Source organism: Bradyrhizobium sp. BRP19, assembly GCF_020194195.1.
Lineage (GTDB): Bacteria > Pseudomonadota > Alphaproteobacteria > Rhizobiales > Xanthobacteraceae > Bradyrhizobium > Bradyrhizobium yuanmingense.
The window spans coordinates 447,576-468,565 of sequence record NZ_JADYVZ010000005.1; the positions used below are offsets into that span (position 1 = coordinate 447,576).

The following is a 20,990-nucleotide window of genomic DNA, read 5'->3' on the forward strand; positions in this document are numbered from 1 at the left end:
CCTGCGCCCTTATGCGCCTGGCTCAGAGTCCCGAACAGGTGCTGCGGACAAATGTTCCTGCGAAATGTATTTCGTGATCGCGGGGTTTCATCGGCCGCGTTCGCGGCACAAGATCGCCACAGGATGCACACGATCTATCGATCGACGCGCTACTCGCTGCTGTTCTCGCCGACCGACAGCGCGCAGATGCGTGACAAATATGTGTACGGCAGGCCGGACTCCTCGGCCCAGGCGTTGAACTGCGCCTGCACCTTGGCGAGATCGCCCTTCGACTTGACCTCCTCGGCGATGTCGAGACCGGCAGCGCGCAGGCAGGCCACGACGTCCTTCGACGTCACGAAGCCGTCCCAGCCGACGAAGCGGAGCAGCATCTGGCCGGTGTTGCCGCCCAGCCGGCTGCCGCGCTTGTTGAGGAGGTCGAGCAGGCCGATCTCGTCGGAGGACGGCCATTTCGTCAGAAACTTGCCGAAGCTGCCGTGCTCCTTCGCGATCTCCTGCACGAAGGCGGCGTTGTCGCGCACCGACATGATCTTGGCACCGTTGCGCACGATGCGCGCGTCGCGCAGCAGGCCTTCCCAATAGTCTTCGGGCTGGAACGTGAGCTTGGCGGGCTGGAAATGCAGGAAGGCCTGTTCGAAGCCGTCCCATTTGGAGTCGATCACGCTCCAGGCAAAGCCGGCGCAGAACACCCGCTTGGTCATTTCGGCGAGGATACGATCGTCGCCGAGCTTGGCGAGCTGCTTGAGGTCCGGCTTGGCCGGCATCAACTTGTCCAGCGCCTTGGGCCCGCCCTTGCGCTTCTCGGCGCGGGCGCGAATGGTCTTGAAGGGGGTCATGTGAACACGGGTGTTGAGGGCAGGCCACGACACCAGAATTCGGCGATCCGGTCCAGCCCCGCGTTGCCGCCCCTTGCGCCCTGCGACGGGACGCAGCATGCTGTCGTTCATTGGATTGATGCAAAGGGGCGGCCGGGCTGGTCTGCTTCTTGCTTTATATCGTTTTGGAATTCCCTGACATTTTGATCTCTGGCCGTCGGATTTTCCATGCGCTGCCTGGTCGTGGCCGACTTGCACTATTCGCTGCCGCAGCTCGACTGGCTGGTCAGCGCGGCGCCGCAATTCGACCTCGTGATCTTCGCCGGCGACGCGCTCGACATCGGCTCGATGGTGGATTTCCGCGCCCAGATCGTGGTGGTGAAGAAGTATCTCGCGCTGCTGGCCGCGACGACCCGCGTGATCCTCTGCTCCGGCAATCACGATCTCGACGAGCGCAACGCCGAAGGTGAGAAGATTTCGCGCTGGATCTCGGAGGTGCGCGAGCTCGGCATCGCCTGCGACGGCGACGGCCTGACGGTCGGCGATACCCTGTTCACCGTGTGCCCGTGGTGGGATGGACCTCAGGTCAAGCAACGCCTCATCGAGCAGTTGCGCTATGCCGCAGCCGTCAGGCCGCAGCGTTGGATCTGGGTGCATCATGCGCCGCCGGCGGATTCACCGACCAGCTGGGGCGGCAAGCGCTTCTTCGGCGACGTCGAGCTGGTGCAGTGGATCATGCAATACCAGCCGTCGATGGTGATCTCGGGCCATGTGCATCAATCGCCCTTCATCAGCAATGGATCGTGGTTCGACCGGCTGGGCCAGACCTGGGTCTTCAACACGGGCCTGCAACCCGGCCGTCCCCCAACCTGCATCGTGCTCGATCTCGACGCCGGCAAGGCGTTCTGGCTGGCGGCCGGCGAGGCGCAATGGATCGACCTGAATGCGCCGCTGCGGCGGCCCGCCGCCCCCATCGAGGCGCCGCCCGACTGGCTCACATTCTTGGATCGGATTGCCGATCAGAGCCGGGCGAAACCTCAGCCGGCGGCAGGTTGATCATGCTCTGGAGCACTTCGCCGACCATGGCCAGATGCGTGCCGTGGCCGGCATATTGCCGCTTCAGATCGGCGAGGTAGGTGTTGGCGACGTTGAGCCTCTGCGCCAGCATTTTTGCGATCAGCAGCGCCACGCCCGGCTCCCTCTCGAGGAACGCGGCGGCATCCTCGAATTCGTAGACGATGGCGTCGGAGCAGGCCCGTACCGTTGCGGTGTGTGGCTGGCCCAGCAGCACGGACATCTCACCCAGCACCGCGCCGGGCTCGGTGACGGTGGCGACCACCATCTCGCCCTTGAGCACCTCGAGCCTGCCTTGCATCAGCACGTAGAGATGGCCGGAGGTGCCCCCCTCGGCGACGATGATGGTGCCGGCGGCAAGCTGCCGCTCCGTTCCGCCGGTGCAGTAATCGAGGACTGCGCGCATGGTGCGAACGCTCCCGTCGCAGGGGTACACAACGCCGGAAGACTAGAGCACGATCCGTGCCGAGCGGCAATCGGTGGGGGAGCCGGCGGGCGCCGAGGCGCCTCACACCTGCGAGAGCGAGGGCGCCTCTCCGGGCATAATGGCTTGCAGCCCGCCGAAGCGGCGCTCGCGGCCATGGAAGGCGGCGAGCGCCTCGGCAAGATCGCCCGCGTCGAATTCGGGCCACATCCGCTCGGTGAAGTACAGCTCGGCATAGGCGCCTTCCCAAAGCAGGAAGTCCGACAGCCGCTTCTCGCCGGAGGTGCGGATGATGAGGTCGACGTCGCGAAGGCCAGCCTCGCCCGTGACGAGCTGCGAGAAGGCTTCACGCGTCAGGCTGGTCAGCGCGGCCGCCTTGGCCGCGGCATTGAGGATGGCGTCGCGCGCGGAATAATCGACGGCGATGCGCACATGCAGCGCGCGGCCATCGGCGGTGGCCGCCTCGGCGCGCGCGATCGCGGCGGCGATGCCGTCGGGCAGGCGATCGCGGCGGCCGATGACGGAGAGGCGCACGCCGTTCTTGACGAGGCTCTGCACTTCGTTCGCGAGGTAGAAGCGCAGCAGGGTCATCAGCGCCGCGACCTCGGCCTTCGGCCGCCGCCAATTGTCGGTGGAGAAGGCGTAAAGCGTCAGCGTGCCGATGCCCTGCTTGGGCGCGGCCTCGACGATGCGGCGGATGGTCTCGACGCCGGCCTCGTGGCCGCGCACGCGCGACAGGCCGCGCCGCGTCGCCCATCGGCCGTTGCCGTCCATGATGATGCCGACATGAAGCTTCTCGTTGCGGGACGTGATGTCACTTTGCATTGCAAAGTCTCCGGTCAAAAAAGGGGAGATCAGGTCGAGGCGATGCCGAGACGGCCGAGCGGCGGCGCTTCGCGGCCAGCGGCCTTCGCCGCGTCGCGCACCAGCCGCTCGAGCACGGCGAGATAGTCGAGGAAGCGGCGGCGGCCGGCCTTGGTGAGGCGGCAGGTGGTGTGCGGGCGATTGCCCTCGTAGCCCTTGGTCACCTCGACCAGTCCGGCTTCCTGCAGCACGGCAAGGTGCCGGCTGAGATTGCCGTCGGTGAGGCCGCAGAGCTGCTTGAGATCGCCGAACGCCAGCCCCTTGGGATGCGCCATCAGCGAGGTCAGAAGCCCGAGCCTCGCCTTCTCGTGGATCACGCGGTCGAGGCCTTCATAGGAGAAGGGCGCGCTGTCAGTCTTCGACATCGTTGTCTCCGGACGCGAAATGCAGAATGGCCGCCATCAGCGATTGGCCGATCAGGAAAGGTAGGCCCATGGTCCATGGCGACAGCGTGTGGGTTCGGCTCGCGAGCACCACGACCGCGAAGCCGGACACGAAATACCAGGCGCCGGCGAGCGCCACCGTGCGCGGCAGCGAGCGGACCGAGGCAAAGATGCCGAGCGACACCAGGATCTGCCACAGGCCCGGCAGCAGCCACAGCGTCTCGCTCGCGAACTTCCACATCACCACCGCGAGCAGAACGCCGGCAACGCCCGCCGGCAGGAACTGCTCGACCGCCTGGTGGATCATCGCGTCGGCGAGGCCGGAGTGATGGCGCCGCGACCGGGCGCGCATCTCGATGCCGATGATCAATCCAGACAGCGCGGCGGCGATGAACCAGCCGATGAAGAAAACGAGCGGCTCGCCGGTGGGATCATCCAACAACCAGAATTGCAGGACGGCGGTGATGAGCGCAACAGCACCGGTCGCCGCCATCGTCGCCGGGCCGTAACCGCGGAAGGCGGTACCTGCCGCGATCTGGCTGCGGATCGTTACGATGTCGGCCAGCGCCTTGTCGAGATCGCGCATCGGCAACGCCAAAACCTCGTTCCACCCAGACATTACGAGGCAACGGCCCCGTTACTTTGTATCGCAAAGTATACGGCACTGCAAAGTATGTGCAAGCCCGAATTGTCGCGGCCAGCCGGACGAGAGCGGACAACTGACGGTTGCGCCTCCCCTGCCCTCGCGGATAAGATGGATGCAAGTGCGTTTGCCCGGGGGCTGGTATGTGGTTGAGGTCGTTGGTCGTTGCGTTCGTGTTGCAGGTGAGTGTGTTCGGGGCGAACGCGGCGGGGCCGTTCGGCACGGTCAATGTCGGCAACTGGGCCGGCGGCGCATTCAGCAATGACGAAACGGGCGCGTTCTCCCATTGCGCGGCGACCGCACCTTACGCCAACGGCGTGAGTCTCTTCGTCGCGCAGAATGCGGCCGGCTCCTGGCTGCTGAGCTTTGCCAGCCCCAGCTTTCGCTTCAACAAGGGCGATACCGCGCCCATCGACTTCATCTTCGACGGCCAGGAGCAGGCGAGGTTGTTTGCGACCGCCGGCACCACCAATATGGTGACGACCATCCTGCCCCCCAACGTCGCTCGCACCTTCCAGAAGGCAAGCCTGATGGTGATCACGACCAACGGGAGCAAGCCACTCCAATTTGTGCTGACGTCGACGGCCCCCCTGATCGCGGCGCTGGCGAACTGCGTCACGCGGGTGAAGGCAGACGGGCTCAGCAAGGCCGGCGATTTCACCAAGGGTGCGGCCAAGCCGGCGGCGACGGCGGAGAAGCAGACGGCAGCGCCGGCCGGCGGCAAACCCGCCCGAGCCAGGAGCGGCAGCGGCTTCGTCGTCAGCGCGAGCGGGCACGTCGTCACCAACCATCATGTGATCGACGGCTGCGTCGGCGACGTCAGGGGCAATCTCACCGGCGAAGCCGCAATGGTGCTGCGCGTCGTCTCGAGCGATGCCAACAACGACCTCGCCCTGCTGCAGGCGCCGTCGACGACGACCTTCAAGGATTTTGCCCGGATCCGCGACCGCTCGATCCGCTCCGGCGATTCCGTGATCGCGATCGGCTTTCCCTATCACGGCATCCTGACCTCGGACTTCAGCGTGACCACCGGCATCGTGAGCTCGCTCAGCGGCATGCGCAACGACTCGCGCTTCCTGCAGATCAGCGCACCCGTGCAGCCTGGCAACAGCGGCGGGCCGCTGTTCGACAACACGGGTCAGGTCGTGGGCGTGGTCACGGGCAAGATTCCAGCCTTGCGGATCGCGGTGGCGACCGGCAACATCCCTGAAAACATCAATTTCGCCATCAAGACCGGAGTGCTGCGCGATTTCCTCGACAATTCGATCGTGCCCTATCAGACCGCCGAGCCAAAGAGCGAGCTCAAGACCACCGACATCGCCACCAACGCCCGGCCGTACACGATGCTGATCTCGTGCAACGCGGCGGAGCAGGCGGAGGCGAAGCGGTAGCTATCGGGGCAAGGCACACCCTGCACCTCACCCGTAGCTGTCATTCCCCGCGAAGGCGGGGAATCCAGTACGCCGCGGCCTTTCGATTCATCACTGCCGTCTCGGAATACTGGATCGCCCGGTCTAGCCGGGCGATGACACCTTTGATGTACGCCGAGCCCTCCCCTCACCCGTGACAGCACGCCGCCTTCGCCGGCTGCGGTTGGTATTGGTCGCGCAGGCGTACCCAGTCCATCGGATAGGGCAGCCCTTCCTCGTGACGGCCGAGTGGGGTGAGATCGAGATATTGATAAGCGGCGTTCATCATGTCGAGGCCGCGGGCGAAGCAGGAATAGGTGTGGAAGATCGCGCCGGCCTCGTCGCGGAAGAACACGCTGATGCCGGGCAGCTCGGGGCCGTAGAACGGCGTGGTCCCGAAATTGTACATCGGCTTGCCGGTCGCGACCTCTTCCTGTGAGAACGTCACGCCGTAATCGCGGTTGAAGTCGTTGCGGCCTGAGGAAACCCAGTCGAAGGTCCAGCCCATCCGCTCCTTGAAGGCTTCGAGCTTTGCGCTTGGCGCCAGCGAGACCGCAACCATGGCGGTGTCGCGCGCGGCCAAATGCGGCACCATGCGCTCGAACCCATCGGCCCAGAACGAACAGCTCTTGCAGGCCGCGTCCCAATCGGGTGCGAACATCACGTGCTGCACGATCAGCTGCGGCCGGCCCTTGAACAGATCGCCCAGGGACACAATGCCGTTCGCCCCTTCGAATTCGTACGCCTTGTCGACCTTGACCCAGGGGAGCCGGCGGCGCTCGTCGGCAAGCCGTTCGCGAGCCTGGGTCAATTCCTTCTCGTGGGCCAGAAGGGCCTTGCGCGCGACGATCCATTGCTCGCGCGAAACGATCTGATGTTGCTGCATGGCGTTCTCCTTGGGGATCAGGCGACGAAAGCATCGAGCTTGTCGAAAATCGAGCTCCAGCCGCGCTGGTGGTTGTCGCGCGCGGTCTCGTCGAAGAACTGGGCGTGTTGAAAGATCATCAAGGTGCCGGCAGCGTCCGGCTTCAGCGAGATCGTCACCAGCGATTCACGCTCCGGCGTCGAGTGCCAGGCCCAGGTGAAGACGAGAAGCTCGCTCGGCACCACCTCGCGATAGCAGCCGCCGGCCTCGAAATATTCGCCGTCGTCGCCGGTGAAGCTGATGCGAAACCGGCCGCCAACGCGAACGTCGAGCTCGGCTTGAAGCGTCGCCGGCTTCATGTTTGGCGGCCCGAACCATTGCGCTAGCTGCGCGGCTTGCGTCCAGGCGGCGTAGACCTTTTGCGGCGGCGCGCGGAGCCGGCGCGTGAGCGTGAGGCTTGGTCGTTCTGCCGGGCGTTCGGCGGTGTTGGCGGCTGCGTTGGCCATGTCTCTTCCTCCACGAAGGCGGCAAGGCGATCAAGATTGTGGGACCAGAACTGCGCATAGCGATTGAGCCAGTTCATCGCCTGCTCCATCGGCTGCGCGGTCAGCCGGCAGGCGACCGTGCGCCCGGTCTTCTCGCGCACGATCAGCCCGGCATCGGTGAGCACGTCGAGATGCTTCATTATCGCCGGCAGCGATACCGCAAACGGGGCCGCCAGCTCGCTCACCGACAGGCCGTCCTGCTCGCCGAGGCGCGCCAGCAAGGCACGCCGCGTCGGGTCTGACAGCGCCGCAAAAGTCCGGTCCAGCGTCTCGTCCTGATACTTAACCATGTGGTTTAGTATAGACGCGAGCGCGGCAACGTCAAGCCGGAAGGCGCAGGCGCGGATCCGCACGAGAGCGTGATCGGGTTGCTGGCAATGCAGCCAAGAAAAAAGCCCTGCCGAACGGCAGGGCTCTCTTCCTCGTCATCACGAGATTTCTACTCGACCTTCAGGCCGGCGAAGTCGACGACTTTCTTCCACTTCTCGGTCTCGGCCTTGATCTCCTCGCCGAACGCCTCGGGCGTCTGCACCCGCGGCTCGCCACCGAGCTCGACCAGGCGCTTGGCCATGTCAGGCTCCTTGAGCACCGCGTTGACCTCGGCGTTGAGCTTGGCGATGATTTCCTTCGGCGTGTTCTTCGGCGCGCCCATGCCGAACAACGCGCTCGCCTCATAGCCCTTGACGGTGTCGGCGATCGGCTGCACGTCGGGCAGCTGCGGCGAGCGTTCCGTGGTGGTGACACCGATCGCGCGCAGGCTGCCGGAGCGGATGTGCTGAATGATCGAGGGCATGTTGTCGAAGATCACCTGCACCTGGCCGGCGAGCATGTCGGTGATCGCGGGCGCGGCGCCGCGATAGGGCACGTGCTGCATCTTGCAGCCGGTCATGGCCATGAACATCTCGCCGGACAGATGCACCGAGGTGCCGTTGCCGGACGAGGCCATGTTCACCTTGCCGGGATTGGCCTTCACGTACTCGATGAACTCTGCGACGTTCTTGGCCGGTACGTCCTTGTTGACGGTCATCACGTTCGGAACGCGCTGGAACGAGGCGACCGGCGCGATATCGTTCACGAAGTTGAACTTGAGATTCTTGTAGAGCGAGGCGTTGATGTAGTTGGCCGGGTTGACCAGCTGCAGCGTGTAGCCGTCGGGCTCGGCATTGATGACCGACTCGGTCGCGATGTTGTTCCCGGCGCCGGGCTTGTTCTCGACCACGAATTGCTGGCCGAGCTTTTCCGACAGGCGCTGGCCGATCAGCCGTGCCAGGATGTCCGTGGCGCCGCCCGGCGGATAACCCACCACCCATTTCACCGGACGGGCCGGATAATCGGCGGCAAGGGCCTTCGACAGCGGGGTGGCTGCAAGCGGACTGGCGGCGAGCAGGCCCAGCGCGGTACGGCGAGTGATCATCTCAAGGGTTCTCCCAGTGTTGTTCTTGAAGTCGGATGGCTTGAAAGCCGCGTCGCTGCGGTTGTAACAAAGCTTGCCGCGTGCGGAAAGTGCGCGGGGCACATCACGACGAAAGGATGAGACATGCCGGTCAAGGTTCATGCCCTGGATCATCTCGTGATCAATGTCAGCGACGTCGCGGCCAGTGCTGCGTGGTACGGCAAGATTCTCGGCATGGAAGTCAAGGTGTTCGATCCCGGCGGCGGCAAAGCGCCGCGGACTTTCCTTGAATTCGGTAACCAGAGGATCAACGTCCGGCAACGCGATGCCGACAAGGTGGAGTGGTTCACCGCGAACCATCCCACGGTGGGCAGCGAAGATTTGTGCTTTCTCACCTCGGCCACGCCGGACGAGGTGGTTGCGCATTTGCGGGCACATGGCGTCGCGATCGAGGAAGGTCCGGGCCCGAGGCAAGGCGCCCGCGGCACGTTGCGCTCGGTCTATTGCCGGGATCCCGATGGCAGTTTGATCGAGATCTCGTCGTACGGGGACGCCGGCTGATAGGGCCGCCGCGCCCCCGAACGCCGTCATTGCGAGGAGCGCTTGCGACGAAGCAATCCAGACTGCCTCCGTGGAGAGAGTCTGGATTGCTTCGCTGCGCTCGCAATGACGGTGGAGAGAGCGCGCTCACGCATACCCCCGATTGCGTCCCGCGTCGTCCAATGGCAGGAAGACGCAATCATCAAAAGACAGCCGCCGGCAAGATGCGGCTGCACCGGGAGGAGCCATGCCAGTTCAACAGACCACAGCTGGAATCGTGGGCCCGTTCGACGGGCTCGACGTGCCCTGGCTGCTCAAGCTGCGCGCCGAAGTCCGGCGTGATCATCCATTCCTGATCTGGGCGCCGTTCGACGCGCCGGCGCGGCGCTGGAGCTACGGCGAGTTTCACGAGCGCGTCGGCGCGCTCGCGGCGGGGCTTGCCAGGCGCGGCGTCAAGCCGGGCGAGTATGTGCTCATCCATCTCGACAATTGCATCGAGGCGATGCTGGCCTGGTTCGCCTGCGTCGAGCTCGGGGCCGTCGCTGTCACCACCAATACGCGCTCGGCGCCGGCCGAGATCGCGTATTTCGCCGATCATTGCGGTGCGGTCGCCGCGATCACGCAGCCGGCCTATGCGGAAGCCGTCGCGCAGAACTGCCGCAACATACGCTGGCTCGCGGTGACCTCGCATGATGCGGGCGCGGCGCCCGCGCGGGGCGTCTCGCGCGGCGACAGCTTCGAATCGCTGTTCGCCGACAGCACCGATCGTCCCCGGCGCGCGACCGATCCGCTCGCGCCATGCAGCGTGCAATACACCTCGGGCACGACGTCGCGGCCGAAGGCGGTGCTGTGGACCCATGCCAACGCGCTGTGGGGCGCCAAGATCAACGCCGCGCATGAGGACCTTCACGCCGGCGACGTGCACCAGGCGTATTTGCCGCTGTTCCACACCAATGCGCTGGCCTATTCCATGCTGGCGGCGCTGTGGGTCGGCGCCACTTGCGTGATCCAGCCGCGTTTCTCCGCCAGCCGGTTCTGGAGCGTCGCGCGCGAGCACGGCGCGACCTGGACCTCGACGATCCCGTTCTGCATGAAGGCACTGCTCGAGCAGGAGATCCCGAAGGACCATAAGTTCCGCCTGTGGGGCACCGCCATCAACGAGCCGCCGGCCTTTGCCGCCTTCGGCGTCAAGATGATCGGCTGGTGGGGCATGACCGAGACCATCACCCACGGCATCGTCGGCGAGGTCGATCAGCCCAACATCCCGATGTCGATCGGTCGCGCCGCGCCCGAATATCAGATCCGCATTACTGACGACGACGGATGGCCGACGGAGGTCGGCGACACCGGCAATCTCGCGATCAGGGGCATCCCCGGCCTGTCGCTGTTCGCCGAGTACCTGCACAACGAGAAGGCGACGCGCGAGAGTTTTGACGAGCACGGCTTCTTCCTCACCGGCGACCGCGTCGAGCGATTGGAGAACGGCTTCATCAAGTTCGGCGACCGCGCCAAGGACATGCTGAAGGTCGGCGGCGAGAACGTTGCGGCCTCCGAGATCGAGCAGGTGATCGCGCTCGTGCCGGGCGTGCGCGAGGCCGCGGTGGTGGCGAAGAAGCACCCGATGCTGGACGAGGTGCCGGTGGTCTTCATCATCCCGCAGGGCGGCGTCGCAGGCGCTGCGCCCGATCTGCATGATCGCGTGATGGAAGCCTGCCGCAAGGGCCTCGCCGACTTCAAGCTGCCGCGCGAGATCAGGCTCGTCGACGACATGCCGCGCTCGACGCTGGAGAAGGTGGCGAAGGCGGAGCTGCGGAAGCTGGTGGGGTGATCTCGTAGGGTGGGTTAGCCGAAGGCGTAACCCACCAACTTCGTTCGGCAATTGCGGAGGCATGGTGGGTTACGCCTGGCGCCTGCGCTTCGCGCAGCCGCGAGGCTAACCCACCCTACGACTACGGCATCCCGACTAGAACGACCCCAGCGCGACCGGACGGAACGCCTGCAGCAGCTGCTGGTCGAGCTTGCCGCCCATGCCTTCCATCATCGTGAAGGCGCGGGAGTGGGTGAAGGGCATGCGGTAGGCGCGCTTCTCCACCAGCGCGGCGTAGATGTCGACGATCGTCGTCAGGCGCACGATGTCGCTGATCTGGTTCGACGACAGGCCGTTCGGATAGCCGGAGCCGTCGAGGAATTCGTGGTGATGCAGCACCACGTCCAGCATCTCCGGCGGGAAGCCGCCTTGCGCGGCGAGCGCATCATAGCCGCGGCGCGGATGCTGGCGGACCTCGGCCATCTCCTCGTCGGTGAGCTTGCCGGGCTTGTCGAGCAGCCAGGCCGGAACGAAGGCCTTGCCGACGTCGTGCAGCAGCGCGGCGCGGGTCAGGCGGCGCTGGTCGTCCTCGCGCATGCCGAGATGCTGGGCGAAGGCGACGGCGAAGCCGGTGACGAACAGGCAATGGCGGTAGCTGCCGACATGGTGACAGCCGACCGTGGTGAGCCATTCGCGCAGCGAGGAATGCTTGATCGCCTTCAGGATCTTGCTCTCGGCGGCGATGACGTCGTCGAAGGTCAGGGCCACGCCGAGCGGCAGCTTCTCGAACATCTTGGTCAGCACCGCATGCGCCGCCTCGACGCCGCGGTTGAGCGTCTTGCCGCGATCGGTCGCGTCATAGGCCGCGGTGTCCGGGAAGGCGGCGCGAATGCGCTGCAGGATGGCCTCGGCCTGGAGCGGCCGTGAGATGGTGTCGGTGGCTCCTAACGCCCAGGCCTGCATGGTGCCGTGATGCAGGGCGTCCGCGAGCACGAACAGCCGCGGCATCGAACGATAGGCATCGCCGCGCAGCTTGTTGCGGACCCGCTGCACGCTGTCGGGCGAGCGCAGGTTGATGTCGACCACGAGCCCGGAGAGATCGCGCGAGGGCTGGGCGGGGATCTCGTCCGTCTTCACCGTGGAGACGTCGCCGACCGCTTTCAGGATGCTGGCGAGCTCGCTGCTCCCGTCGCTCCGATCGGAGGCGAGCAGAAGCCGGCGTTTGGCGGCGGATTTGGCTGTGGCGTTCATGGCTTCCCCCACAAGGACCGGAAACTCGGGCGTATTGGCCTATCAGCCTAAGCCGGATCAGGTTCTCCGGCCCTTAAGAGGCGTGCTCAATGGAACCTTGGGGAATCGCACGCAATTTTACGGATTGGGGTTCAGGGGAGAATTTCACAACCGGCGAAAACAACCCCATGCACAGTAGAACGGGCATTGATGGATAAGGGGAATTTTGGACGCTATCGCCCCGCCCCCCGCTGTCGTCGCCCGGCTTGACCGGGCGACCCAGTACGCTGAGACGGTCCGGCTGAAACCGAGAAGCCGCGGCGTACTGGATGCCCCGGTCAAGCCGGGGCATGACGGTGAGGGTGTGGAGGCGGCTCCAAAACAAATCCGCCGGAGGTTGCCCTCCGGCGGATCAGCTCATTTGGCAATCACGGCTCGACTTACGCCTTCATGCTCGCCTTCACGGCTTCCGCGGTGATCGGCAGGGCGCGGACGCGGGCGCCGCTGGCATTGAAGATGGCGTTGCCGATGGCCGGCGCGACCACTGTGACCGCGGGCTCGCCGACGCCGGTGGCCTTCTCGCCATTGGCGATCACGGCGATCGCGACCTCGGGCGTCTGGCTCATGCGCAAGGGCGTGTAACCATCGAAATTGGTCTGCTCGATGCCACCGTCCTTCAGCGTCGCCTTCTCGTACATCGCCAGCGACAGGCCCCACAGCGCCGCACCCTCGACCTGGGCGCGGACATTGTCGGGATGCACCTGCGTGCCGACGTCGGTTGCGACCGTGAGCTTCTTCACGGTCACCTCCCCCGACGGCGCGACGGCGACGTGAGCCACGCACGCCGTCCAGCTCGCGGTCGCCCGCTCCTGCGAGGAGACGCAGGCGACGCCCATGCCCTCGCCTTTCGGCAATTGCTTGGTGCCGTAGCCGGACAGTCCCATCGCGGCGAGCAGCGTGTTGCGCAAGCGCTGCGCGCCGCCGTCGTTCTTGCCGGCGCCGTCGAGCAACGAGATGCGGAACTGGGCGGGATCCTTGCCCGTCGCCGCCGCGATCTCGTCGATCATGCTTTCGACCGCCCAAAAGGTCCAGCCCGGCGCCACCGAGCGAAGCTGGCCGGAGGGCGTAGCGTTGTGCGCGAGCTCGTTCTTGATCGCGCGCACATAATGGTTGGGCACGGTGTAGAAGAAGTCCGCCCCGTTCACCGTAAAGGAATCGAGCGGGCCCTTCTTGTCGACCGAGGGCGTCAGGAAATCGGGGATTCCCCAGCGCGCGGTCGGCCAGGCCGAGACCACGTCGTGGCTGATCGCAATGAGCTTGCCATCGCCGTCCACGCCGGCCTTCACCTTTTGGTAGGTGAGCGGACGCGAGAAATCCATCGTCATGTCGTTCTCGCGCGAATAGATCACCTTCACCGGCTTGCCGACGGCCTTGGCCGCCTGCACCGCCGGAATCATCATGTCGGCATCGAGACGCCGGCCGAAGCCGCCGCCCAGCCACATCTGGTGCATGACCACGAATTTCGGATCGATCCCGGCAGCGCCCGCCGCGATCGCGCCGGAGCGCGTCGCAAACTGGTTGCCGGAATAGATGTGCAGGATGTCGCCCTTGAACTCCGCAGTGGCGTTCATCGGCTCCAGCGGCGCGTGGATGTTGATGCTGGTGGTGTACTCGGCCTCCACCACCTTGGCCGCCGAACCGAAGGCTGCATTGGGATCGCCGTCCTTGACGAAAAACTGGCCGGAATCGTCCAGCTTGTGCAGCCGCTTGGCCTCGTCGAGCAGCGACTGGCTCGATAGCTTCGCGTTCGGACCCGCGTCATAGGCGATCTTCAGCGCCTGCGCGGCCTTCTTGGCGTTGGCGTAGGTGCTGGCGACCGCGACGACCCAGCCCGACGTCGTTGCGGTCTTGTCGTCGAGCGTGACGGCCTTGATGAAGCCTGGCACTTTCTTTGCCGCGCTGTCGTCGACCGATTTCACGGTGGCGCCGAAGCGCACCGGCGGCGTGACCAGCGCGCCATAGGCCATGCCCGGCAGCATCACGTCGATACCGTACTTGGCCGTGCCGTTGGTCTTTGAAGGGATGTCGAGCTGCGGAACCGAGACGCCGATCATGGTGTACTGGTCCGGCGATTTCAGCTTGATCGCCTTCAGCTCGTCGGGCGTGAAGGTTTTCGTCGCCTTGCCGCTTTTCACGACATCGGCAAACGACATCTGCTTCTTCGATTTCGGATGCACGATCATGGAATCGCGCACCACGAGCTCCGATGCCGGCACGCCCGTGGCGGCGGCGGCACCTTCGGTCAATGCGATGCGCCCGGCGGCGCCGGCCCGGCTCATCGCCTCGAAATTCATCATGGTCGACCAGCTGCCGCCGGTGATCTGCGCGCCCAGCACGGGATCGTTGAACTTGGGATCGTTGGAGGCGAGCTGCACGCGCATGTCGCTCCATTTCGCGCCCAATTCCTCGCAGACGATCTGCGCCATGGTGGAGGCGATGTGCTGGCCCATATCGGCCTTGCCGCAGGTCACGGTGACAAGCCCGTCCGGCGCGATCGCGTACCACACGCTCGGCTCGAAATTGGCGGGCGCGGCGGCTGCCGATTCGATGCCGGGCACGCCGGCATAGCCGAGCACGAGGCCGGTCGCGGCGGTGCCGACGAGGAAGGAGCGGCGGCTGAGATCCGTCGTCTCGGGCGTCAATTTCTTCACATGCTCGTTCATGTGGGCCTCCGCTCGCTCGAGGTGGCCGAGGCGGTGCGCATCTCGGATGCGGCGCGCATGATCGCCTTCTGGATCCGCGAATAGGTCATGCAGCGGCAGAGATTGCCGTCCATATGGGCGACCACCTCTTCCTTGGTCGGATTGGGATTCTTGGCGAGCAGCGAAGCCGCCTGCATGATCTGGCCGGACTGGCAGTAGCCGCATTGCGGCACCTGCTCGGCGATCCAGGCCTTCTGCAAGGGATGATCGCCCTTGGCGGAGAGACCTTCGATGGTGGTGATCTTCTTGCCGGCGACGTCACTGAGCATGGTCTGGCACGAGCGCACGGCTTCGCCGTTGACGTGCACGGTGCAGGCACCGCACAGCCCGGCACCGCAGCCGAACTTGGTGCCTGTCATCTGCAATTGTTCGCGGATCGCCCAGAGGAGCGGCGTGTCGTTCGCCGCATCCACGGACAGACTCCGCCCGTTGATGGTGAGAGTTGGCATAGGCGTCTTCCCCTGCCGGTGCATGAAGCCGCTTACGGCGGCAATTTGAATGGCGGACGCCCACCGGGCTGGCGTCAGCCTTGCCGGCGAGAATGATCGCGTTCCGGCGCGGAGGCAAATGCAATTTGGAACGAGTCGAAAAAGCGCTCGCCACACTCGCCCGTTGTGCGCCGCGCCAAGGGCGTCGACGCAGCCACTGGACACAACAGCGCATGCCTCCGGCATGCGTGCTACGCATTCAGGCAGTTTCTTCGAGGTAACTTAGCGAGCTAAGGTGCAGCTGCCGCCGCTTTCTTCCTTCTCCCCTTGTGGGAGAAGGTGGCGCGAAGCGCCGGATGAGGGGTTGTATCCGCGCACTCGCATTGAGAGAGTCATGCGCGGATAGAGACCCCTCACCCGGCTTCGCTTTCAGCGAAGCCACCCTCTCCCACAAGGGGAGAGGGTGCGCCGATGTCGCGGCGAGAAAAAAAGAAAGGGCGGGAAGCAATGCCGGAGATCAATCGCGACGGCGTCAACATCTACTACGAGGTTCATGGCAACGGGCCGCCGCTGCTGCTCACCCACGGCTATTCCTCGACCTCGGCGATGTGGCATGGGCAAATCGACGCGCTGGCGAAGGACCACACGCTGATCCTGTGGGACATGCGCGGCCACGGCCAGTCCGATTACCCTGACGATGCGAGTGCTTATAGCGAAGACCTCACGGTCGGTGACATGGCGGCGATCCTCGATGCGGTCGGCGCGAAGCGCGCCATCATCGGTGGGCTTTCGCTCGGCGGCTACATGTCGCTGGCGTTCTATCGCGCACATCCGGAGCGGGCCCGCGCGCTGCTGATCATCGACACCGGCCCCGGCTTCAGGAAGGACGATGCGCGCGAAGCCTGGAACGCGCGAGCGCTCGCCACGGCCGACCGGCTCGACCGCGAAGGCCTCGATGTGCTGAAATCGGCGACGCGCGAGCGCGCCACCGCGAACCATCGCAACGCCAGCGGGCTTGCGCTCGCCGCGCGCGGCATGCTGACCCAGCGCGATGCGCGCGTGATGGAGCTGTTGCCTGAGATCAAGGTGCCCAGCCTGATCGTGGTCGGCGCCGACGACACCCCGTTCCTCGCCGCGTCCGACTATATGGCGGCAAAGATCCCGGGCGCACAAAAGGCCGTGATCCCCGCGGCCGGACACGCCGTCAACATCGATCAGCCCGAGGCTTTTGTTGACGCGGTCGTGCCTTTCCTGAAGAACTTGCCGGCATAGGCGGATCGAGCAGGGACACAGGCGATGAAGCTGATGATGCTGGCTGCGGGCACGATGTTGCTGTCGCTATCTGCGCAGGCCGAGCCGATCGGCGCCGTGCCGCCGCGCCAGCCCTTCGCCGCGACCTTGTCGAACAACATTCCGCTCGCCTTCGGCATGGATGCCGAACAGACCGCACGCGCGCTCGGGCAGAAGCTGCAATATGTGCGGGGACGTCCCGGCCACGAGATCTATCTCGCCTTGCGCAACATCGGCGGCAGCGGCCTGATCCCCTATCGCCATCGCCTGTTCCTGCAATTCCGCCACGGCCGGCTGGCCGGATGGAAGGAGGATTACGGCGAGAACTGGATGTGGGAGTAGTGTTGAGGGCCGATATTCCGGATCGTCATGGCCGGGCTTGTCCCGGCCATCCACGTTCTCGCGCTGAGACAAGACGTGGATGCCCGGGCCTTCGCCTCGCCGAAGCGGCTTCGGCCGCGCAGGCGGGACAAGCCCGGGCATGACGAGCGCGTGGAACGAACGCGACCTCGGATCAATACCAACCAAGAAGGACAACCCGCGTGGGACAGGACATCAAGCTGACAGCCTCGGACAATTTCCAGCTCGGCGCCTATCGCGCTGATCCCGCCGGCACGCCGAAGGGCGCGGTGGTGGTGATCCAGGAGATCTTTGGGGTCAATCACCACATCCGCTCGGTCTGCGACCGCCTCGCCGGGGAAGGCTATGTCGCGATCGCGCCGTCGATCTTCGACCGGACGGCGCCGAACTTCCAGTCGGGCTATTCGCCCGACGAGATCGCGGAGGCGCGCAAGTTCGTGGCCAATCCGGACTGGGCCGCGATGCTGCGCGACACGCAGGCTGCGATCGATGCGGTCAGAAGCGTCGGGCCCGTCGGCATCATTGGCTTTTGCCTAGGCGGCAGCATCGCCTTCGTCGCGGCGACGCGACTGACCGGCCTGAAGGCGGCAATCGGCTATTACGGCGGCGCCGTCGTGCGCTTCGCCGACGAGGTGCCGAAGGTACCGACCCAACTGCATTTCGGCGAGAAGGATGCCGGCATTCCGCTGACCGACGTCGAGACCGTCAAGACCAAGCGGCCCGAGGTCGAAGTCCACATTTATCCGGGTGCCCAGCACGGCTTCCATTGCGACGAGCGCGCCAGCTACGACAAGGCCAGCGCCGACATCGCCTGGCCGCGCAGCATGGCGTTCTTCGCGACGCATTTGACGAAGTAGCGCGCGGCTCTTTCCACTGTCATTCCGGGGCGCGCGCAGCGCGAGCCCGGAATCCATCGTGCGTCAGCGTTCGTGGATGAATGAATTCCGGGCTCGCGACTTCGTCGCGCCCCGGAATGACGAAGGAGAGAGTCGGGCTTGAATCCTAGAACCAGCGCTCGCCGACGAACACGGTGTCGCCGGGCGCGAGCGGCGTGCCGAGCGGCACCACGGCGCGCATGGCGCCGCCGTTCTCGGTGTGCGTGACGGTGACCATGTCGCGCTTGGCGCGCGGCGAGAAGCCGCCGGCGATGGCGACCGCGCTCTCAACCGTCATGTTCGGCACGTAGGGATATTGGCCGGGCGCGAGGACCTCGCCGAGGATGAAGAACGGACGATAGGTCTCGATCTCGACCGCCACCGAAGGCTCGCGGATGTAGCCGTTGCGCAGGCGTGCGGCGATCTCGCCGGCCAGCCCCGCCGTGGTGCGGCCGCGGGCGGGCACCGCGCCGATCAGCGGCATGGTGATGGAGCCGCCGGCGTCGATCGCATAGCTGTTGGTGAGACCTTCCTGGCCGTAGACCACGACGCGGAGCTTGTCGCCGGCGTCGAGATGGTAGGAGGGGCCATTGCGCACCGGCACCGCCATCGGCGCGGCGTAGCCGACAGGCATCGGTGCGGGCGAAGCGGCAAAGGAATTGCTGAGCGCTGCGATCGCGCCACCGCCGTTATTGGCGACGACGACCGGCCGCGGCGCATTATAGGGCTGGCCATAGGCCATGGCATCGAGATCGGGACGAGGCTGCACCATCGCGACGGGAGTTGCGGTCTGCATGCAGCCGCCCAAAGCGAGCGCGGCGGACGCTGCCAAGGACGCCAAGTTCGACCATCGAAACGCGCGTGCAACCGGCACCGGACCCATCCTCGAAACGAGACGGCTCCAGTGATGCACCGGTTATGGTTAATAAAGCGTTGAGTGGGGCTCCAACCCTCCCCTGGAGGGGGAGGGTAAGAGGCAGCGCTGTTACGCGGGTGCCAGCTGCAGGCTCAATCCCGGGAATAGCCGATCAGCGGTTTCCGCGGGCGGAACAAGATCATCAGGAGGATGCCGAGAATGCCGAGGACGGCGAAGACCGGCTGCTCCAGCACCAGGCGGATCACCGAGGTCCAGAGCCAGGGCGCCTTGGCCTCGACCCAGGTGCGGAAGGCCGATTGGCTGGCCTGATTGATATCGTTCCAGAACTGGCCGAAGCGGGTGAATTTGAGGGTCTGGTCGGCCACCCAGCGGGCGCCGTCATAGACCATGAAGATGAACCCGCCGGCGAGCAGCAACAGCCCTATCAGTCGGAAAAAGCCGCGGATCATGCCTCACCTAGATGGCCGTCGAAGCGGACGACCTTTTCGGAACGATGCCAGCCAATAGCCGGGCGGCGGCAGAAATTCAACCTCTTCAGGGCGTTACGGCACTCATCCAGGCCGCCAAAGGCGCGTTTCCGGCGCCCGAAAGCGTTGACGGTGCGAAAGACCCTCTCTATAAGGGCGCCAACTGGCGGTGGGCGCAATCCCGCCGCCGCTGTTCTTTGAGCAGTTGCAGGCACCCTGGGCTTCAGGACTCATCCGAGCTTGAAGACACCTTGGAGCCTCAGAGACAGCCGCAAGGCGGTCGCTCATGTTCCGGGAACGGCCCAGCAACCGAACACCCTAAATCCGAGCGTCGATTCCGCGGTCAAGCAAGCCGGCGCTACCCGACCAAGACGCGACCGGTACCCGCAAAGGACATTGAGACCATGGCCAATACCACTTCCGCCAAGAAAGCGACGCGCAAGATCGCCCGCCGCACTGCCGTCAACAAGTCGCGCCGCACCCAGATGCGTGGCGCCGTGCGCAACGTCGAGGAAGCCATCGAGAGCGGCGACCGCGCCGCTGCCGTGAAGGCGCTCGCGACGGCCGAGCCCGCCTTGATGCGCGCCGCCCAGCGCAACATCATTCACAAGAACAACGCCAGCCGCAAAGTCTCGCGCCTCACCGCGCAGATCGCCAAGCTCGCGAAGTAAATCTGCTAAGTCATCTTGGCGACATCGCCTGATCGGTCGATCCGGTCAGCGCGTCAAACAGCCCGGCCTCGCGCCGGGCTTTTTTGTTGACTGTCACATTCACGCAAGCAGTCACGCGAGGCTCACGCCTCGCTTGGATGATTTACATCGTCTGCGTCAGTCTTCATTCCGTAATTCTACCTGCCGATGTTCTGCAACAGAGGAAACTTCACTGCGTTGCAAAAAACCCCTGTGAGGCGGGCGCGAATTGAATCGATGGCCGATGAGAGTTCTGCACACCGTAGATTCACCGGAACGTGTGTCACGGTGGAGTTACCCTGCAAAACGAGTCTCGAAAAGCGATGGCTCGATAATCACTTATCAACATAGCAGCGACAAGCATTTGGAAAATTCGCCCGCACGTCGGGCGCATGACGAATTTATAAAAATAATTTGGCGCTGAACGAGAATTGTCACATGACGCGCGGCCTTCTCGATTCTGTGCACGGATTCAAAAACTTGCTTCGCAGCCTGTGAACAACTCCTGTGCGACGTTAACCGAGGTCAAGTTTTTTGACGGCTCAACTGTGAATCAATTTCGTTGCGAGTCTTTCCGCTTAGTGTATTCCTTAACCCAGTCAGCGGCGCCCACGATCTTCAGACCAGCGCGGTTTAGGAAACGGGGCGAGCGTGCAAATCGGCGGCGGTGTGCACGTAGGCGACGCTTCAAAAAGTGATGTCGGTGCAAAACCCACAGCAATGTGGGAATGGTAGCTCTTTGTCTGAATGTTTCCAAGCGGGACCTTTCCCGCTCGCGCCAGGCGCATCTACTCGCGCCAGGCTCATATGAGAGACATCGCGAAGCTATCCCGGCACGCAAGGTGGCGAAGTCGAGCGGACGACTAGTACATTTGGGCAGGCATCCGCGACAGGAGTACGGCGCGGTTGTCTTTAGGACACGCAGGACCTTGTCGTGAGCGATCACGGCAGGACGGGGAGGTATCATGTCTTACGGACTCAACGCGGTATTGCAGCACGTTTCCTTTTCCAACGATGCCGTTTCAGCCCCGTCGGATTTCCAGCCTCCCGCGCGTGACGGAGCGCCGAGTACGCGCTGACCTCGCGACCCCACCATCTCTGACATCGCTGATCTGACCCGCGGCGTTCGCGCCGAACGGTCGAGCCATGCCCGACGATGGACTCGCTCGAGGTCGCGCCACTTCAGGGACCGTGGCAGGAACCCTGCATGGCGCTCACAAACGCAACTATATCTCTCAAGAGAAGTTTTC

At 64.7% G+C, this 20,990-nt stretch carries 21 protein-coding genes and 1 pseudogene; 8 read left to right on the forward strand and 14 right to left on the reverse strand.

What is annotated here, in order from left to right; translation table 11 throughout:
- Nucleotides 1-149 precede the first annotated feature (149 nt).
- Nucleotides 150-836 (reverse strand): DNA-3-methyladenine glycosylase I, encoded by a 687-nt coding sequence (locus I6F36_RS19545; protein ID WP_109142059.1) that lies wholly within the window; start codon nt 834-836, stop codon nt 150-152.
- 207 nt (nt 837-1,043) lie between these two features.
- Between I6F36_RS19545 and I6F36_RS19550 the strand changes: the two genes are divergently transcribed.
- Nucleotides 1,044-1,871: a metallophosphoesterase gene (locus I6F36_RS19550; protein WP_225113279.1), complete on the forward strand. Its 828-nt coding sequence runs from the start codon at nt 1,044-1,046 to the stop codon at nt 1,869-1,871.
- On the opposite strand, the gene I6F36_RS19555 is transcribed toward I6F36_RS19550, so the two are convergent.
- From I6F36_RS19555 to I6F36_RS19570, 4 genes are all read right to left on the reverse strand, one after another.
- Nucleotides 1,810-2,295, reverse strand: coding sequence for a Crp/Fnr family transcriptional regulator (locus I6F36_RS19555; protein WP_036002505.1), 486 nt, complete (start codon nt 2,293-2,295; stop codon nt 1,810-1,812). The two genes, I6F36_RS19550 and I6F36_RS19555, sit on opposite strands and share 62 nt — an antisense overlap.
- A gap of 102 nt (nt 2,296-2,397) precedes the next feature.
- Complete coding sequence (locus I6F36_RS19560; RefSeq protein ID WP_036024036.1) at nt 2,398-3,138, reverse strand: di-trans,poly-cis-decaprenylcistransferase; 741 nt, start codon at nt 3,136-3,138, stop codon at nt 2,398-2,400.
- 29 nt (nt 3,139-3,167) lie between these two features.
- On the reverse strand, nt 3,168-3,542 hold the full coding sequence (locus I6F36_RS19565) for a transcriptional regulator (protein ID WP_025033235.1): 375 nt from the start codon (nt 3,540-3,542) through the stop codon (nt 3,168-3,170).
- The gene (locus I6F36_RS19570) at nt 3,529-4,146 is read right to left on the reverse strand and encodes a hypothetical protein (RefSeq protein ID WP_036002509.1); all 618 of its coding nucleotides are present in this window, start codon (nt 4,144-4,146) and stop codon (nt 3,529-3,531) included. The genes I6F36_RS19565 and I6F36_RS19570 overlap by 14 nt, the downstream gene beginning before the upstream one ends.
- A gap of 200 nt (nt 4,147-4,346) precedes the next feature.
- Between I6F36_RS19570 and I6F36_RS19575 the strand changes: the two genes are divergently transcribed.
- On the forward strand, nt 4,347-5,594 hold the full coding sequence (locus I6F36_RS19575; RefSeq protein WP_225144823.1) for a S1C family serine protease: 1,248 nt from the start codon (nt 4,347-4,349) through the stop codon (nt 5,592-5,594).
- Between the two features lie 166 nt (nt 5,595-5,760).
- On the opposite strand, the gene I6F36_RS19580 is transcribed toward I6F36_RS19575, so the two are convergent.
- The 4 genes and pseudogenes from I6F36_RS19580 to I6F36_RS19595 form a co-directional block, all read right to left on the reverse strand.
- Nucleotides 5,761-6,498, reverse strand: coding sequence for a thioredoxin family protein (locus I6F36_RS19580; protein WP_225171969.1), 738 nt, complete (start codon nt 6,496-6,498; stop codon nt 5,761-5,763).
- A 17-nt stretch (nt 6,499-6,515) separates the two neighbouring features.
- Nucleotides 6,516-6,851, reverse strand: a pseudogene (locus I6F36_RS19585) (SRPBCC domain-containing protein); the annotation flags it as partial.
- 8 nt (nt 6,852-6,859) lie between these two features.
- On the reverse strand, nt 6,860-7,375 hold the full coding sequence (locus I6F36_RS19590; protein WP_225171970.1) for a metalloregulator ArsR/SmtB family transcription factor: 516 nt from the start codon (nt 7,373-7,375) through the stop codon (nt 6,860-6,862).
- Between the two features lie 86 nt (nt 7,376-7,461).
- Nucleotides 7,462-8,436, reverse strand: a complete 975-nt coding sequence (locus tag I6F36_RS19595) for a tripartite tricarboxylate transporter substrate binding protein (RefSeq protein ID WP_036002523.1) — start codon at nt 8,434-8,436, stop codon at nt 7,462-7,464.
- A gap of 123 nt (nt 8,437-8,559) precedes the next feature.
- Between I6F36_RS19595 and I6F36_RS19600 the strand changes: the two genes are divergently transcribed.
- Nucleotides 8,560-8,976: a VOC family protein gene (locus I6F36_RS19600; protein ID WP_109142053.1), complete on the forward strand. Its 417-nt coding sequence runs from the start codon at nt 8,560-8,562 to the stop codon at nt 8,974-8,976.
- A gap of 226 nt (nt 8,977-9,202) precedes the next feature.
- Entirely contained in the window at nt 9,203-10,783 is a 1,581-nt protein-coding gene (locus I6F36_RS19605; protein WP_225171971.1) for an AMP-binding protein, read from the forward strand.
- 135 nt (nt 10,784-10,918) lie between these two features.
- Here the strand turns inward: I6F36_RS19605 and I6F36_RS19610 are convergent, their stop codons facing one another.
- The 3 genes from I6F36_RS19610 to I6F36_RS19620 all read right to left on the reverse strand — a co-directional run bounded on the left by I6F36_RS19610 (nt 10,919) and on the right by I6F36_RS19620 (nt 15,203).
- Nucleotides 10,919-12,013, reverse strand: coding sequence for an HD-GYP domain-containing protein (locus I6F36_RS19610; protein WP_036002556.1), 1,095 nt, complete (start codon nt 12,011-12,013; stop codon nt 10,919-10,921).
- Between the two features lie 419 nt (nt 12,014-12,432).
- Nucleotides 12,433-14,715 (reverse strand): molybdopterin cofactor-binding domain-containing protein, encoded by a 2,283-nt coding sequence (locus I6F36_RS19615; RefSeq protein ID WP_225171972.1) that lies wholly within the window; start codon nt 14,713-14,715, stop codon nt 12,433-12,435.
- Nucleotides 14,712-15,203: a (2Fe-2S)-binding protein gene (locus I6F36_RS19620; protein ID WP_025033225.1), complete on the reverse strand. Its 492-nt coding sequence runs from the start codon at nt 15,201-15,203 to the stop codon at nt 14,712-14,714. The genes I6F36_RS19615 and I6F36_RS19620 overlap by 4 nt, the downstream gene beginning before the upstream one ends.
- A gap of 486 nt (nt 15,204-15,689) precedes the next feature.
- Here I6F36_RS19620 and I6F36_RS19625 point away from each other — a divergent pair, with 486 nt between their 5' ends.
- From I6F36_RS19625 to I6F36_RS19635, 3 genes are all read left to right on the forward strand, one after another.
- Nucleotides 15,690-16,454, forward strand: coding sequence for an alpha/beta fold hydrolase (locus I6F36_RS19625; protein WP_225171973.1), 765 nt, complete (start codon nt 15,690-15,692; stop codon nt 16,452-16,454).
- A 24-nt stretch (nt 16,455-16,478) separates the two neighbouring features.
- Nucleotides 16,479-16,814: a hypothetical protein gene (locus tag I6F36_RS19630; RefSeq protein WP_225171974.1), complete on the forward strand. Its 336-nt coding sequence runs from the start codon at nt 16,479-16,481 to the stop codon at nt 16,812-16,814.
- Between the two features lie 200 nt (nt 16,815-17,014).
- On the forward strand, nt 17,015-17,689 hold the full coding sequence (locus I6F36_RS19635; RefSeq protein WP_225143002.1) for a dienelactone hydrolase family protein: 675 nt from the start codon (nt 17,015-17,017) through the stop codon (nt 17,687-17,689).
- Between the two features lie 145 nt (nt 17,690-17,834).
- Here I6F36_RS19635 and I6F36_RS19640 read toward each other — a convergent pair whose 3' ends face one another.
- Entirely contained in the window at nt 17,835-18,581 is a 747-nt protein-coding gene (locus I6F36_RS19640; RefSeq protein WP_036002627.1) for a polysaccharide biosynthesis/export family protein, read from the reverse strand.
- Nucleotides 18,582-18,715: 134 nt separating this feature from the next.
- Nucleotides 18,716-19,033, reverse strand: coding sequence for a hypothetical protein (locus I6F36_RS19645; protein WP_025033220.1), 318 nt, complete (start codon nt 19,031-19,033; stop codon nt 18,716-18,718).
- A gap of 422 nt (nt 19,034-19,455) precedes the next feature.
- On the opposite strand from I6F36_RS19645, the gene rpsT reads away from it, so the two are divergent.
- A complete protein-coding gene (rpsT, locus tag I6F36_RS19650; protein WP_036002606.1) occupies nt 19,456-19,722 on the forward strand; it encodes a 30S ribosomal protein S20 in 267 nt (88 codons plus the stop codon).
- Nucleotides 19,723-20,990 lie beyond the last annotated feature (1,268 nt).